Genomic DNA, 15477 nt, shown 5'->3' on the forward strand with positions numbered 1-15477 from the left:
ATGTGTCATAAAGTGATAGCTAAAAATTGTAACGGACAACTTGCTTATTGTGAAAGCTGCCAATTATATAATTTACAGTTCAATAATATAAGTATAGAATTTACTAAAAAAGAACTTCAGGTATTTCAAAGTTTTGTTAGTGAACTCGAGGTAGAATATTGGCAAGCTATGTACGATAGAACACCCATAAAACGAAAAATACCAATTCAAACATTACAAAAAAATCTAACCCTGGTATTTAATAGACAAGAATTTTCGGCATTAAAGGATTTAGTGTTACAGGATACAAAAAAGCCATTTACTGTATTATCAGTGCCAGATGTAGATTATGTTTTCTTTTTAAACTAAAGTATATGGATGATATCAATATGCTTTATAAGAATGATTATGGAATTGCTTTTAAATGGAAGCGCTGTCCACTAGAGCACTTTAAAAAAGTAAATTTTGTTTTTGATAAAACCGTGTTTCATCTTACTGAAGCAGAAATATTGATGTTTAGTGATTTTATTAATAAATCGCTAGATAGGTTAATTCAAAATGCTAATAAAAGTGATGTAGATGAATTAACATTCCTTGAAACTCCTATACCTCAAATCAGTCTTGTTATGAATTATGAAAACTTAGTTTTACTTCAAAACTTGATTGAAGGTTCTCTTTTGGAATTGGGAATTGATATGATGTTAAATAATTAAAATTTTGTAGGTAAACCTAATTCTTAAAAATAAAAATATGGACTCAAACAAAAACTTTGCAATTGTAGAAAAGGTATTTGAAGACTTTTTAATAAAAAAGAAATTGAGAAGAACACAAGAACGTTTTGCAATTTTAGAGGAAGTTTACAACCGTGAAGGTCATTTTGGCGTTGATGATTTATATGATAAAATGATAGCTAGAAACTATAGAGTTAGTAGGGCAACATTATATAACACTATAGAGCTTTTGTTGGAAATAAAACTCGTAAGAAAACATCAATTTGGAGATAATATGGCTAAATATGAAAAATCATATTTTAACAGGCAGCATGATCATATTATCTTAACAGATACAGGAGAGGTTTTAGAGTTTTGTGACCCACGTTTGCAAGAAATCAAAAAAACTATTGAAGAGGTTTTCGATATTGAAATTGATAAACACTCCATGTACTTTTATGGTGTTAGAAAAAACACTTAGATTTTTAATACTCTAGTTTTCTTATAATACTGTTATGAACAAACAAAAAACCCAAGGTTTAACCTTGGGTTTTTTGTTTGTTATTTATGTAGCGAGAACGAGATTTGAACTCGTGACCTCCGGGTTATGAATCCGACGCTCTAACCAACTGAGCTACCTCGCCGTTTTTGAGGTTGCAAATATAAAAACAATATTTACGTTCGCAAACATAACTTGTGCAAAATATTATTGAAAATAATTTCTAAACTCATCAATTAATGTATATATTGAGCACACAATATTTTAATAACTTTTATGGACGATAAAACAAAGTTTGAGATAGAATTTCCTATACATGCCTCACCGCAGTTATTATATCAATACATTTCAACGCCCTCAGGTTTGTCTGAATGGTTTTCAGATAATGTAAATTCCCGTGGTGAGTTATTTACTTTTATTTGGGATGATAGTGAAGAACAAGCTAAATTACTAAGTAAAAAGAGTGGGGAACGTGTGAAGTTTAGATGGTTAGAAGATGAAGAAGATGGTGCCGCCTGTTATTTTGAAATTAGAATTCAAGTAGATGAAATTACTAAGGATGTATCTTTAATGGTAACAGATTTTGCTGATGATGATGAGGTAGAAGAGGCTAAAATGCTTTGGGAAAATCAAATTTCAGATTTAAAACAAGTATTAGGTTCTGTATAAAAACACTATTTAATCTTATATTTGTCCGCGCTTAAATTTATAAAAGTAGCGGACTTTTTTTATGATAAATTTTAACGGTAACATTTTAGAGGATACTACTTGTATTTCAATACATAATAGGGGTTTTGCTTATGGAGATGCTGTTTTTGAAACTATTAAAGTATCCAATGGGAAAATATTATTTTGGGAAGACCATTACTTTAGACTAATGGCATCTATGCGAATAATGCGTATGGCAATACCTATGAGTTTTACCATGGAACTTCTTGATACCCAAATAAAAGATCTTTTAAAAGTAAATGGTTTTGAGAGCGGTAATGTTAGGGTAAAACTGATAGTTTTTAGAGATGAAGGTGGATTGTATTTACCAAAGGAAAATACTGTAGGTTATACAATTAGTACCAAGCCTTTAGATAATGATGTATTTGAGTTTAATGTATCTGATTACGAGGTAGATTTATTTAAGGATTACTATGTTGCACCAACACTATTATCTACGCTTAAGACTAATAATAAGGCTATAAATGTAGTTGGTAGTATTTTTGCTAATGAAAATAAATTAGATAATTGTTTACTCCTAAACACAAATAAAAATGTAGTTGAAGCTTTAAATGGCAATTTATTTTTAGTAAAGGGTAATATTATAAAAACACCACCACTATCAGATGGATGTTTAAAAGGCATTATGCGAGCACAAATAATAAGGCTTGTTGAAAAGTTAAGCGATTATGAGTTACAAGAAGTTGCAATTTCTCCTTTTGAACTTCAAAAAGCAGATGAATTATTTGTTACAAATGTAATTACTGGAATACAATCTATTACAAAATACCGTAAAAAGCATTTTGTTAATGATGTTGCTAAACTATTAATAGAGAAACTAAATATTGTTGTTAGATTAGCTTAGTTATAATTTGGGTTTTCTGGCGCGTTTGACCATATACTATACTCGCCACCTAGTTCTAGCATTTTTTCTTTCCAGAAAGAAGCATAGTCTTTTTCAATAATTTTTTTCTTATAAATATTTTCTGAAACCACCCACGAGTTTGCCTTTAGTTCACTTTCAAGTTGATTAGAATCCCACCCTGAATACCCTAAAAAGAAACGAATGTCGTTTTCACTAATAGTGTTATTGGTAATTAACTCAGCGGCTTTTTTAAAATCCCCTCCCCAAAATATACCCAAAGAAATTTCTATACTATTAGGTATCAAATTAGGTACTTTATGGATAAAATAAAGATTATCCTGTTCAACAGGACCGCCATTGTAAACTTTAAATGGAGCTTCTACCTCTGGAATTAAATCCTTTATGGTATATTCTAATGGTTTATTCAGAATAAAACCAATAGACCCTTCTTCACTATGGTCTGCCAATAAAACAATGGAGCGATTAAAGGAAACGTCTCCAATTATGGCTGGTTCTGCAATCAGCAAATCGCCTTTTTTGGGGGTGGTGCTCGTCATGCTGTTTAATATTAAATTAACTAAATCTAAGATTATTTTATCAAAAAAGCAACTTTTGAGCGGCGCATAAAAAAAATGCTTTCCAGTATGGAAAGCATTTTTATATTTTTTTCTGAAACTAAAACTTAGTTTACAGCACTTGATAAATCAGATCCAGCTTTAAACTTAACAACGTTTTTAGCTTTAATTTTGATAGTCGCACCAGTTTGTGGGTTTCTACCTTCTCTTGCAGATCTTTTAGAAACTGACCAAGAACCAAAACCAACTAAAGAAACTCTGTTTCCTTTTTGTAAAGCACCTTCTATTTCAATAAGTGCACATTCTAAAGCTTTCTTAGCAGCTGCTTTAGTGATTCCTGCGTGTTCTGCCATTGCATCGATTAAATCTGTTTTGTTCATAATGTAAATTTTAATTATTAATAAATTGGTTAAACTTTTTCGTTAAATCCTCTACAAATTTATACGGATTATGCTTTCATGCAAGTAACAGCAAGGGAAATACAGAGTTTTGTTGATAACTTATAGCATTTGTTAATAAAGGAACTGTATTTTGTCGATGTTTTTATAAAATGAGTAATAATGAGGGTTTAGCGCATTTTTGCATTGTTTTCAAATTTATACCCATTGAGTAGTGATACTATATCCATTAACTTTTTACCTGGGAGTTTGATTTTTAAAATATTTATATAACCCTCATTTACAGGTACTTTCATACTTTTTTTAGAAACAACGATATTTCCTACATTGTCGTTGTGATGTGTAATTTCTTTTTCAGCTTCATATATCTTAACATCTAAAATACTTTCTCCATCAACTAATTCACTCCAAGCAGCAGGATAGGGACTAAGCCCTCTAATTTTATTGTAGATATTATCTATACTGTCATTCCAGTCAATTTTACAATTCTCTTTGTTTAGTTTATATGCTGTTTTAATATTGTCATTATCTACTTGCGGAGTAGTTTTTACCTTATTGGTTTCAATTAGTTGTACTGTTTTTATAACTAAATCGCTTCCTAAATGCATCAATCTATCATGTAAACTTCCTGCATTTTCATTTTTTTCAATTACGGTTTCTTGCTGTAAAATCATCTCTCCTGTATCTATTTTCTCATCAATAAAAAAGGTAGAAGCTCCCGTAATAGATTCTCCATTTATTATAGCCCAATTAATTGGTGCAGCACCTCTGTAGTTTGGTAGTAAGGATGCATGTAGGTTAAATGTACCATACTTAGGCATTTGCCATACAACTTTAGGTAACATTCTAAAAGCTACAACTATTTGTAGATTGGCCTCGAGAGATTTTAGTTCTCCTGTAAACGTTTCATCTTTAAGGTTTTTTGGCTGTAAGAGGTGTAATCCCGCTTCTTTAGCATATTTTTTAACAGCACTCTCATTAAGCTTTCTTCCGCGACCTGCTGGTTTATCTGGTGCAGTAATTACACCTACAATATTATAATTATGTTCTACTAGTGTTTTTAAGGTTGTTACTGCAAAATCGGGAGTTCCCATAAACACTATTTTTAGATCTCTCATAAATGACTTAGCTTATATTTATTAGTTTTTGTAATATTTATTATGTTATGTTCTAACAGTAGTTTTAATACGTTTTTAGTTGCTGTATCATCACAATTTAAAATTTTTGAAATTTGTCTTGATGATTTCTCTCCAGTTTCTAAAAGCGTTATCACTTGATTTTTTAAATCTTTAGTACTTGTCTTCTCTTGGTTTTTAGTAGTTTTAGTGCAAACAGAGCAAACACCACAAGGTGTTACATCCTTTTCATCAAAGTAGTTTAGTAATTGCATACTTCTGCAAACATCATCATTATTAATATAATCAATTACAGATTTAACTTGATATTCTTTTAATTTATTTTGTTGCTTAATAATCGCAGAGATTCTATTTATTGTTTTATCATCTTCTCTAGGTTCTATAAATGTAATTTGAGCATCAGTTTTAGAGTGTTGTAGGGTGATAATTTCATCTCTTGCAAGTTGTTCTAAAACCTGAATGAGTTCGTGTTCAGATATTGAAGCTTTATCTGCTATTTTTGATGTATTAATATTTGTATCATGATCAAAAACACCACCATAAGACCTTAGAATTGATTTTACTGTAACATCAAATTGAGGATGTGTGTCTAAATATTCAAAAATTAAATTATTAGTTGATTTAAATCTTATTAGAACTTTGTTTTTAAAATGTTTAGATAGTGAAATGATGCTATTTCTATCTAGAGTCAATAGTGCATTATAGCATAACGTGCTGTTAAAATTATACGTCTTGCAAAAGTTATTAAAATTGAAATCGAAAACTTGGTATTGCCCTTCTCCATAAGATACTTGAAAATAGCTGCTTAGTTTTCTATATACATGCTTAATGAAGTCTACAGAAGGAAGTATTTTTAAAAACTGATTCTTTACTAGTACTTCATCGTTTTTATTTTTTAAAACTACAGCGAATGCTTGCACTCCGTTTCTCCCAGCTCTACCAGCTTCTTGAAAATAACTTTCTATGCTTTCAGGTAAATTTAAGTGTATTACTGTTTTTACGTCTGGTTTATCTATACCCATACCAAAAGCATTAGTGGCAACCATAACTTGTGTTTTGTTGCTCATCCAACTATTCATGTGGTTTTCTTTTTCAGTCGGGTTTAGTCCACCATGATAATGTGTGGCTTGTATGTTTTTTGAGTTTAAAAGCGTGCTTATATCAACTGTAGCTTTTCTGTTTCTTACGTATACAATTGAAGAACCATTATGTTTTTTTAAAATAGTTTCTAAGCGATAATATTTGTCTTCCTCATGTAGGACTATGTATCCTAAGTTTGGTCGAAAAAAAGACTGTCTAAATATTTTTGGCTTAATAAAATCTAATTGTTTTGTAATGTCGTTAACAACGTTTTCTTTTGCCGTTGCAGTTAAAGCTATGACGTTTACAGATGGTTTTATTTTCCTCAATTCTAATAAGTTAGAATATGAAGGTCTAAAGTCGTTTCCCCATTGTGAAATACAATGTGCCTCATCAACAGCAATCAAGTTTACTTGCATTTGTCGGATACGATCTTGTACTAATTCTTGCTGTAAACGTTCTGGGGATAAGTATAAAAACTTGTAATTTCCGTAGATGCAATTATCTAAAAGTGTATCCAATTCACTTTTAGAGATGCCACTAGTAATAGATAGTGCTTTTATCCCTTTTTTATTTAATTGTTGCACTTGGTCTTTCATTAATGCAATTAGTGGAGAAACTACAATACAAATACCTTCTTTTATTAGAGCTGGTATTTGGAAGCATATAGATTTTCCTCCTCCGGTAGGCATTAATGCTAAAACATCATCGCCTTCTAGAACTGCATTTATAATGGATTCTTGATTACCACGGAAATCAGTGAATTTCCAGTAACGCTCCAATATGTTAAGGGGATGTAGGCTCAATTTAAACTAAGAGTGTTTAGGATAAAATTAGTACGTTCTTCAACAGTTCCAAAAGGTACATCTATTGGCGAGTAATTGAAACTTTGGTAGGTTTCAAGAAGATAATCATGTATTTTTTGAGCTTGAGAAAAGCTTTCGTAACGCTCATTATCACTTTTGTAAATAGCTTCCCAAGGTTTTAAAATAAAAACCACATCATAAACAAAGTGTTGGGAGTGTGTTACAAAGTCCTCTGGATAACAACCCCCAATGTAGTCCATATAGGCTAAAACATCAGGAATACCTCTATCAAAGAATACAATGTTGTTTTCGGTTTTTTCAGAATTTTTAAATTGTGAAATACGTCCCTTTAAAAGTAGTTCGCTAAACAACAGAGGATTTGTTAAAAAAAGCTGTTCTATACCTTCTTTTTGAGCATCTAATGTTACTTGTCTCGAAATTTCTTCCATACAAGTAAAATCTTGTTTAATAAGTTCATTAATTATAGTAGACTTCCCTGTTCCAGGTCCGCCAGTAATTACAATTCGTTTTAACCCCAAAATGCTTTGATTTTGTTTGTAAAAATCGGAATTAAACTTCTATAAAAAAAATGGAAAGGAAAGCTTATATTTGCACATCAAAAAAGTATATGGGCGAGACTTCAAATCAAGAAGAATTCTATAAAAAACTAAGGGCACAATTGTATGATACAGCATTGTGGCCAACAGGGTATCTTTATAAATTTATTGTAAAGACAAATGCTTCTCAAATAGAAAAAGTAGAGAGTTTGTTTAATAACATGGGAGCAGTTATTACTACAGTTGCATCTAAAAACGGAAAATATACTAGCGTTTCTATAAATGTTAGAATGAAGAATCCAGATGCAGTAATTGCCAAATATAAAGAGGTTGCAGAAAAAATAGAGGGCGTTATTAGTCTTTAGTTTTTTTTCGTATTTTGCGCATACTTCATTAGAACATTTAATACCGTAATTTTGATTGATAATTTAGAATATAATACTGAAAGAGAGCATTTAATTATTCCTGAATATGGACGTCATCTACAAAAGATGATTAATCATGCTAAGAGTAGAGAAACCAAAGAGGAGCGTGAGAAGTTGGCAAAGGCTATAATATCAGTAATGGGTAATTTACAACCGCATTTGCGTGATGTTCCAGATTTTCAACATAAACTTTGGGATCAATTATTCATCATGTCTAATTTTGAATTGGATGTAGAATCTCCATTCCCAAAACCATCTAAAGAAGTTTTGGCAGAGCGCCCAGATCCTTTAAAATATCCTCAAAACCACCCTAAGTACCGTTTTTATGGTAATAACATTAAAACGATGATTGATGTTGCCAATACCTGGGAAGAAGGAGAACTTAAAGAGGCATTGCTTTATACCATTGCCAACCACATGAAAAAGTGTTTTTTAAACTGGAATAAAGATACAGTTGAAGACATGGTAATTTATGATCATTTATATGAATTATCTAACGGTAAGATAGATTTGCGAAATTCTGATGAAGATTTATCAGATTCTAGTAGTCTTTTACGTTCTAAAGGGAAGTACAATAAAAAGAAGAAAAACTCTAATCGCTCTAGAAAACGTCACTAAGTTTATTTATGGGAACATTTAAAATTGAAGGAGGTCATAAGCTAAAAGGCAGCATACAACCTCAAGGTGCAAAGAACGAAGCATTACAAATTCTTTGTGCAGTTTTGCTTACTCCAGAAAAAGTTACCATTAACAACATTCCTGATATTATTGATGTTAATAAGCTTATTAATTTACTTAAAAAGTTAGGTGTTAAGGTTGAAAAACTATCAACAGGTAGTTACACATTTCAAGCTGATGATTTAGATTTAAAATATTTAGAATCCGATCAATTTAAAATTGATGGTCGTGGTTTACGAGGCTCTATAATGATTGTTGGGCCGCTATTGGCACGTTTTGGTAAAGGCTATATTCCAAAGCCAGGAGGTGATAAAATTGGACGTAGACGTTTAGATACTCACTTTGAAGGTTTAATAAAACTAGGCGCAAAATTTGGTTACAGTAGGGAAGAGCAGTTTTATGGTGTAGAGGCCGAAAAGCTAAAAGGAACTTACATGCTCCTTGAAGAAGCATCAGTAACAGGTACAGCAAATATTGTAATGGCTGCTGTTTTGGCTGAAGGACAAACTACAATTTACAATGCAGCTTGCGAACCTTACTTACAACAACTTTGTAAGATGTTGAATAGAATGGGAGCTAAAATCTCTGGTGTAGGTTCTAATATGCTAATTATTGATGGAGTTGAAAGCTTAGGAGGTACAGAACATAGAATGCTTCCTGATATGATTGAAATAGGTAGTTGGATAGGCCTTGCAGCTATGACAAAAAGTGAACTTACCATAAAGAACGTAAGTTGGAATGACTTAGGTGTAATACCTAATGTATTTAGAAAATTAGGTATTACTGTAGAAAAACAAGGAGATGATATTCACATACCAGCACATACAGATGGTTACGAAATACAAAGTTTTATTGATGGTTCTATTTTAACTATCTCTGATGCGCCATGGCCTGGGTTTACTCCAGATTTGTTGAGTATTATATTAGTGGTTGCTACTCAAGCAAGAGGTAGTGTTTTGATACACCAAAAAATGTTTGAAAGTCGTCTTTTCTTTGTGGACAAGCTTATAGATATGGGGGCAAAAATTATTCTGTGTGATCCGCATAGGGCTACCGTTATAGGCCATGATTTTAAATCTACATTAAAGGCTACTACAATGACCTCCCCAGATATTAGAGCAGGAGTTTCCCTATTAATTGCAGCCCTATCAGCAAAAGGAACATCTACGATACAAAATATTGAGCAGATAGACCGTGGCTATGAAAATATAGATGAAAGGTTACGAGCTATTGGAGCTAGAATAGAACGTGTTTAATTAACAAGAGCGTGCTTACGTTTCTTTTTTTGTTTTCCATGAAAGATACTAATAGTTGTACTTACAGTTAATCCACCTAAAGTAGTAGCAACCCATTCACCAGTATCAAATTTATTATTCTTATCACTACCATCATATATTTCTTTTCCTAAACCCGCTAATGTAGAAGCTCCCAAACTATACCAAAACGCCTTTTTTTTGTTTTTGGTTACTGTGTAAATAAAAGCATAGCTTCCACCCGAGATGATGGCACCAGCACCAAAATGGAGTTTGTCGTCTGTCGAAATTGTTTGCGAATAAGAAAGTGAAAAGCAACCAATGGCCAATAATAAGATTAATGTTTTCATGATTGAAATTTAGTAATAACATTTCTTATAAATAAATTTTTAAGATAACAATACTGTTTTAATTGTCTTATTGCGTTAAAAACTTATTATTTGTCTATATTTAAATTTCATAACTGTTTAAATTATGCTTAAAAATACCTTCTCAATTACGTTTATCATTTTTGTATTGTTTGTGTCTTGTGGCAAGAAAAAAGAGAATGTCGCTAATAATAAAGTCGAACTTAAAATAGTTAAACCTTCTTTAGAGCTATTATGGGAAACAGATACGTTACTAACCACTTGCGAATCTGTGTTGTATGATGAAACTTCAAAAACCATTTATGTTGCCAATATAAATAATGGTCCATGGGAAGAGGATAATAATGGTTTTATTTCCACAATAAATACTAAAGGAGAAATAACAAAATTAAATTGGATACAAGGCCTTAGTGCTCCAAAAGGTATGGGGATTTACAATGGTAAATTATACGTTAATGACATACATAACTTAGTAGAAATTGATATTAAAAACAGAAAGATTTCAAATACTTTCACAGTTGAAAACAATCCTCAATTAAACGATTTAACAGTTAGTCCAGATGGTGTGATATATGTTTCAGGTTCAAATTCTAATAAAATTCACAAGCTGCAAAATGATAATATAAGTGTTTATGCTTCAAACCCTGAAGGTAATAGACTTAATGGATTATTATGGCAAGAAGAAGGTATTTATTATGCTGATTTTGCTGCATCTGTTTTTGGTTTAGTTAATAATGAAGATCTAAATTTTAAAACCCTTACAAAGGATATTGGTCAAACAGATGGCATAGTACGTTTAGAAAATGGAGATTTTATTACATCAGGATGGAGTGGACAGCTTTTTTATATCTATGCTAAAGACTTTAAAGCTGTAGAACTTTTAGACACTAGGGAGGAAAAAATCTATGCAGCAGATATAGATTATATATCTGCTACTCAAACTTTATTAGTTCCAACATTTTTCCATAATAGAGTAATGGCTTATAAATTAAAATTTGAGTAGCAGAACAGGTTTTTTATCTAACAGGTATATAGAATTCAGTTTTTAACTTTTCTTCGGTTACCCTATCCGGGTGGCTAATGTATCGTTCTCTAACAGGTTCGTCTCTTAATTCGTATTCGCTATTTAATAACCAGTCGTTAAAAATATAATCATAAACATCAGCAAAATATTTATAAGAACCTTGGTATAAAAAAACAGCAAATTTTCCTCCGCTTAGGGTTTTAACTCCAACTTCTCCATTTGGTTTTGCATTTTTATGGATAATTAAGCATGCGTCATACCTAATTTTATTTTCGTCAGTAACTTTAGGATCGTCATGAGGTAAACCAAAATGTTGTATACCTTTGGTAAATAGCTTTTGAGCTTTTACCTGTTCCCAAAGTTTAGTCCAAGCACCAGTGTAATCAAGTGTTTGGTAATTACCGTGCATTCGTAAATAAAGACATGTTTTATCCTCAATATTCTGAATTTTTGGTGCTTTAATGTTAAGTGTTGTTTGCATAATATTCGTTGTTTTGATTGTGAATGATTTATCTTTTCTATATTCATTCGGAGAGATTCCAAAATGAGATTTAAACGCTTTTGTAAAGGATGAAGGCGTATCAAAACCAACATTGTAAGCGATAATTTCAATTTTTAATTTAGAATAGCGTAATAGTTTGGCAGCTGTTTCCTGTCTGGTTCTGGTAATATATTTACCAATAGGTTCTCCTAATAACGCTCTTGTAATGCGATGAAAATGGAAAGGAGAGAAGCAAGAAAGCTCAGCTAATGTCTTAATATCTATTTTGCTATCAAGATTATTGTGAATATACTCTGTAATACTATTTAGCTTTTCCTGATAAAAATGTTTGTTAGTTTGTTTCACTTGTTTTAGTCATTTTGATGTTACAAATCTAATAAGGAATAAGATGAATTACTTTTCCATTCTTGCTGATCTATAACACAGGCAGAAGTTACTCTAATTTCTACTGAATGGAGATGATTGTCTAGCCAATAAGACAATTTTACTTTTGTATTTTTTAAGGTACTTGGCATTTCGTATTTTTACAAACTATAAAAATATAAAAGGCTTCTATGCAAATCTCAAAAGAAGAAATACTAAAGCGTGCTAATGATATTACCAAGAATACATTGATGGAGACGTTGGAAATTGAAATGGTAGATTTTGGCGATGATTTTGTTGTTGGCAGAATGCCAGTAAACAAAAGAGTATATCAGCCAGATGGAGTATTACATGGGGGAGCAACTGTTGCTTTGGCAGAAACTACAGGGAGTTTTGCAGCAGAAATGCTATTAAATTTAAAGGATTATTTTGTTAGAGGTATAGAAATAAGTGCCAATCATGTTAAAAGTGTAAAGGAAGGATATGTTTATGCCACCGCAAAATTTATACATAAAGGCAGAACAACCCAATTGTTTGAAATAAAAATTACAGATGACGATGATAACCTTATTTCGCTTTGTAAACTAACTACTATTTCCTTACCAAGAAAAAAATAAAACCTTGGAACACATTTTTGAGCGTTTAGAGCATCACTTTAAGAGTAATCTTCCTTTTGTTGTTTATCGTAAACCAAATAAAGATAGAATAAAAGCTATTTTACAGAGGAGTGATGTATTACACATTACAAAACACTTTGAAGAGAGTGGTTTTGTGTTTTCTCCTTTTGATAATTCTGCGGATAGTATTTTAACACCTTTATCTGAATCTGAACTAATTACTGCATCAGAAAAAGATATTGATAAAAATGATCAGAATTCAACCTTATTATCTCAGACGGATCCTATACAGAAAGACTTTCATATAGCTTTAGTAGAGCAGGGTATAAGAGCTATTAAGAATAGTAAGCTTCAAAAAGTTGTGTTGTCAAGAAGAGAAATATGTGATTTTAAAAAAGACAGTCCATTACCCACTTTTAAAAACTTATTAGCGTCATATCAATCCGCTTTTGTGTATTGTTGGTTTCATCCAAAAGTTGGATTATGGTTGGGAGCAACACCAGAAACACTTTTAAAAATTGAAGGTAGAAACTTCTCTATCATGTCCTTGGCGGGAACACAAAATTACAATGGTAATTTAGGTGTAGTATGGCAAGAAAAGGAATTACAAGAGCAACAGTTTGTTACAGATTTTATATTGGACAATATTCAAGAAGATGTAAATAATATCCAAGTTTCTAGCTTAGAAACCGTAAAAGCAGGTAACTTATTACATTTGCGGACATTGATAAAAGGTGTTATGAATGAAACTAATATAGATTTTGAAAGATTACTTTATAATTTACACCCAACACCTGCAGTTTGTGGTATGCCTAAAGCACCAGCAAAAGCCTTTATATTAGAGCATGAAAACTATAATCGCGAATTTTATACAGGTTTTTTAGGAGAGCTTAATCTTGAAACCGAAGTAAAACCAAGAACAGGAAGACGTAACATAGAAAATAGAGCCTATACAGTAAAACGTAAAAGCACACAGCTCTACGTAAACTTACGTTGTATGCAAATAAAAGATAATAAAGCCTTAGTTTATGTAGGAGGTGGCATTACTGAGACTTCAAATCCTGAAAATGAATGGGAGGAAACTGTAGCAAAATCTAAAGTCGTTAAAAAGGTGCTATAAATAAAGTTGTCTCATGGCTATTTCGTAATTTTGCAAATAGATTATGAAGTTGATGACATATCCAAAAATCCCGCTTGCACAAACTGTAATTCAACTGTGTAAAGCGAAAGATATAAAGCATATAGTAATTTCTCCAGGAAGCCGTAGTGCTCCTTTAACCATAGGTTTTACTAACGATCCCTTTTTTAAATGTTATAGTATAGTAGATGAGCGTTGTGCAGCTTTTTTTGCTTTAGGTATTGCCCAACAAACAAAAGAACCAACAGCTTTAGTGTGTACTTCAGGTAGTGCATTATTAAATTATTACCCTGCAGTTTCAGAGGCGTTTTATAGTGATATTCCGTTAGTGGTACTATCGGCTGATCGACCTAAACACCTCATAGGAATTGGAGATGGACAAACTATTAACCAAAAGAACGTTTACGAAAATCATATTTTATATTCAGCAAATTTAAAGTTGGATATAAAGGATGAGAAAAACATACCAGGTAACGAAGAGTTACCTATAATGAAAAGTCTCGAAAATAAGTTAGAGCGTTTTTTAGGGCTTCAAAAAGATATTCAAGAGTTTAATGAACAAGAGATAAATACCGCCATAAATTTTGCGAAAATCAAAAAAGGCCCTGTTCATGTAAATATTCCTTTTGATGAACCCTTATATGAAACAATTGAGGAGTTAAGTGTTAATCCAAAACCAATTTCAAATTTAAAAAAGGAAACAAGTATAGAAGATGTTGTTTTAAAAGAATGCTATGATAATTGGGTGTCAGCATCAAAAAAGATGATTTTAGTAGGTGTTAATGCCCCTAATACCATTGACAAAGCATTAGTAAATGAATTGGCAAAAGATGATAGTGTTATTGTGTTTACAGAAACCACATCAAACATACATCACAATAGTTTTTTTCCTAGTATAGATCAAATTATAGCTCCTTTATCAGAAGACGAACAAAAGCAATTACAGCCAGAAATACTACTAACCTTTGGAGGATTAATCGTTTCAAAAAAAATTAAAGCATTATTACGAAAATATAAACCAAAGCAACATTGGCATATTGATGAAAAACGAGCCAATGATACTTTCTTCTGTCTATCAAAACATATAGAAGCAAAGCCTGAAGCATTTTTCAAGTCGTTTTTACCACTTATACGTCATTATAAAAAAAGTGATTACAAGAGAATTTGGAGTAAAGTAAAACAAAGACGATTAAAGCGACATGAACAATATCTAACAGAGATTCCGTTTTCTGATTTTTCAGTTTTCAATATTATTCTTAAAAAAGTACCCAACCACTCAATTTTACAAATAAGTAACAGTTCAGCTATACGTTACACACAATTATTTAATTTAAATAAAACCCTTGAAGTGTATTGTAATAGAGGAACAAGTGGAATCGATGGCAGTACATCTACAGCAATAGGAAGTGCGGTTGCTACTAGAAAACAAACCACTTTTATTACAGGAGACTTAAGTTTCTTTTATGACAGTAATGCATTATGGAATAATTATATATCTAATGATTTTAGGATAATAGTTGTAAATAACCAAGGAGGCGGTATTTTTAGAATTTTGCCAGGGCATAAAAATACCGAGAATTTTGATATGTATTTTGAAACCAATCATCAGCTAACAGCAGAGCATTTGTGCAACATGTTTAATTTTGAATACGTAAAAGCTACAAATGAAGAAGAAATGATTGTAGAATTAAAAACATTTTACAGCTCATCCACAAAACCAAAGCTTTTAGAAATTTTTACGCCTAAACGTATTAATGATGAAGTACTTTTAAATTATTTTGAATTTATTCGCTAAT

Annotated in this window: 20 protein-coding genes and 1 tRNA gene; 12 read left to right on the forward strand and 9 right to left on the reverse strand. The window is 31.5% G+C overall.

What is annotated here, in order from left to right; genetic code table 11:
- The 3 genes from EYD46_RS01730 to EYD46_RS01740 are packed head-to-tail and all read left to right on the forward strand — an operon-like array spanning position 1 to position 1170.
- Entirely contained in the window at positions 1-348 is a 348-nt protein-coding gene (locus EYD46_RS01730) for a DUF6686 family protein (protein ID WP_130935326.1), read from the forward strand.
- Positions 349-353: 5 nt separating this feature from the next.
- Positions 354-692 carry a hypothetical protein gene (locus EYD46_RS01735; protein WP_130935327.1) on the forward strand — a complete coding sequence of 113 codons (339 nt, stop codon included), beginning with the start codon at positions 354-356 and terminating at the stop codon, positions 690-692.
- Positions 693-729: 37 nt separating this feature from the next.
- On the forward strand, positions 730-1170 hold the full coding sequence (locus tag EYD46_RS01740) for a Fur family transcriptional regulator (RefSeq protein WP_130935328.1): 441 nt from the start codon (positions 730-732) through the stop codon (positions 1168-1170).
- An 89-nt stretch (positions 1171-1259) separates the two neighbouring features.
- Here EYD46_RS01740 and EYD46_RS01745 read toward each other — a convergent pair.
- Positions 1260-1333 (reverse strand) — tRNA-Met (locus EYD46_RS01745).
- A 131-nt stretch (positions 1334-1464) separates the two neighbouring features.
- Between EYD46_RS01745 and EYD46_RS01750 the strand changes: the two genes are divergently transcribed.
- Both EYD46_RS01750 and EYD46_RS01755 read left to right on the forward strand, forming a co-directional pair.
- A complete protein-coding gene (locus EYD46_RS01750) occupies positions 1465-1857 on the forward strand; it encodes an START-like domain-containing protein (protein WP_130935329.1) in 393 nt (130 codons plus the stop codon).
- 61 nt (positions 1858-1918) lie between these two features.
- The gene (locus EYD46_RS01755; RefSeq protein WP_130935330.1) at positions 1919-2761 is read left to right on the forward strand and encodes an aminotransferase class IV; all 843 of its coding nucleotides are present in this window, start codon (positions 1919-1921) and stop codon (positions 2759-2761) included.
- Here EYD46_RS01755 and EYD46_RS01760 read toward each other — a convergent pair.
- From EYD46_RS01760 to EYD46_RS01780, 5 genes are all read right to left on the reverse strand, one after another.
- Positions 2758-3318 (reverse strand): YqgE/AlgH family protein, encoded by a 561-nt coding sequence (locus EYD46_RS01760; RefSeq protein ID WP_130935331.1) that lies wholly within the window; start codon positions 3316-3318, stop codon positions 2758-2760. The genes EYD46_RS01755 and EYD46_RS01760 overlap by 4 nt on opposite strands.
- Before the next feature lie 125 nt (positions 3319-3443).
- Positions 3444-3716 (reverse strand): HU family DNA-binding protein, encoded by a 273-nt coding sequence (locus EYD46_RS01765; protein ID WP_130935332.1) that lies wholly within the window; start codon positions 3714-3716, stop codon positions 3444-3446.
- A gap of 188 nt (positions 3717-3904) precedes the next feature.
- Positions 3905-4852, reverse strand: coding sequence for a methionyl-tRNA formyltransferase (fmt, locus tag EYD46_RS01770; protein WP_130935333.1), 948 nt, complete (start codon positions 4850-4852; stop codon positions 3905-3907).
- On the reverse strand, positions 4849-6756 hold the full coding sequence (locus EYD46_RS01775) for a RecQ family ATP-dependent DNA helicase (protein WP_130935334.1): 1908 nt from the start codon (positions 6754-6756) through the stop codon (positions 4849-4851). Before EYD46_RS01775 ends, fmt begins: the two co-directional genes overlap by 4 nt.
- A complete protein-coding gene (locus tag EYD46_RS01780; protein ID WP_130935335.1) occupies positions 6753-7295 on the reverse strand; it encodes an AAA family ATPase in 543 nt (180 codons plus the stop codon). The genes EYD46_RS01775 and EYD46_RS01780 overlap by 4 nt, the downstream gene beginning before the upstream one ends.
- An 89-nt stretch (positions 7296-7384) precedes the next feature.
- Here EYD46_RS01780 and EYD46_RS01785 point away from each other — a divergent pair, with 89 nt between their 5' ends.
- From EYD46_RS01785 to murA, 3 genes are read left to right on the forward strand one after another with little or no spacing between them, the layout of a single operon-like run.
- On the forward strand, positions 7385-7678 hold the full coding sequence (locus EYD46_RS01785) for a DUF493 family protein (RefSeq protein WP_130935659.1): 294 nt from the start codon (positions 7385-7387) through the stop codon (positions 7676-7678).
- A 51-nt stretch (positions 7679-7729) separates the two neighbouring features.
- Positions 7730-8356, forward strand: a complete 627-nt coding sequence (locus tag EYD46_RS01790) for a DUF4290 domain-containing protein (RefSeq protein WP_130935336.1) — start codon at positions 7730-7732, stop codon at positions 8354-8356.
- 8 nt (positions 8357-8364) lie between these two features.
- The gene (murA, locus tag EYD46_RS01795) at positions 8365-9672 is read left to right on the forward strand and encodes a UDP-N-acetylglucosamine 1-carboxyvinyltransferase (RefSeq protein WP_130935337.1); all 1308 of its coding nucleotides are present in this window, start codon (positions 8365-8367) and stop codon (positions 9670-9672) included.
- On the opposite strand, the gene EYD46_RS01800 is transcribed toward murA, so the two are convergent.
- Positions 9669-10019, reverse strand: a complete 351-nt coding sequence (locus tag EYD46_RS01800; protein ID WP_130935338.1) for a hypothetical protein — start codon at positions 10017-10019, stop codon at positions 9669-9671. The two genes, murA and EYD46_RS01800, sit on opposite strands and share 4 nt — an antisense overlap.
- Positions 10020-10143: 124 nt before the next feature.
- Between EYD46_RS01800 and EYD46_RS01805 the strand changes: the two genes are divergently transcribed.
- Positions 10144-11040 (forward strand): NHL repeat-containing protein, encoded by an 897-nt coding sequence (locus EYD46_RS01805; protein WP_130935339.1) that lies wholly within the window; start codon positions 10144-10146, stop codon positions 11038-11040.
- A 13-nt stretch (positions 11041-11053) separates the two neighbouring features.
- On the opposite strand, the gene EYD46_RS01810 is transcribed toward EYD46_RS01805, so the two are convergent.
- On the reverse strand, positions 11054-11908 hold the full coding sequence (locus tag EYD46_RS01810; protein WP_130935340.1) for an AraC family transcriptional regulator: 855 nt from the start codon (positions 11906-11908) through the stop codon (positions 11054-11056).
- Between the two features lie 20 nt (positions 11909-11928).
- Positions 11929-12078, reverse strand: coding sequence for a hypothetical protein (locus EYD46_RS17665; RefSeq protein ID WP_165454318.1), 150 nt, complete (start codon positions 12076-12078; stop codon positions 11929-11931).
- 39 nt (positions 12079-12117) lie between these two features.
- Here EYD46_RS17665 and EYD46_RS01815 point away from each other — a divergent pair, with 39 nt between their 5' ends.
- Genes EYD46_RS01815 through menD form a run of 3 tightly spaced genes read left to right on the forward strand, consistent with a single transcriptional unit; the run spans position 12118 to position 15476 of the window.
- Positions 12118-12543, forward strand: a complete 426-nt coding sequence (locus tag EYD46_RS01815; RefSeq protein ID WP_130935341.1) for a PaaI family thioesterase — start codon at positions 12118-12120, stop codon at positions 12541-12543.
- Positions 12544-12547: 4 nt separating this feature from the next.
- Positions 12548-13663: a chorismate-binding protein gene (locus EYD46_RS01820; RefSeq protein WP_130935342.1), complete on the forward strand. Its 1116-nt coding sequence runs from the start codon at positions 12548-12550 to the stop codon at positions 13661-13663.
- A 52-nt stretch (positions 13664-13715) separates the two neighbouring features.
- Complete coding sequence (gene menD, locus EYD46_RS01825; RefSeq protein ID WP_130935343.1) at positions 13716-15476, forward strand: 2-succinyl-5-enolpyruvyl-6-hydroxy-3-cyclohexene-1-carboxylate synthase; 1761 nt, start codon at positions 13716-13718, stop codon at positions 15474-15476.
- The last annotated feature ends 1 nt before the right edge of the window (position 15477 follow it).

Source organism: Hyunsoonleella pacifica (assembly GCF_004310335.1).
GTDB classification, from domain to species: domain Bacteria; phylum Bacteroidota; class Bacteroidia; order Flavobacteriales; family Flavobacteriaceae; genus Jejuia; species Jejuia pacifica.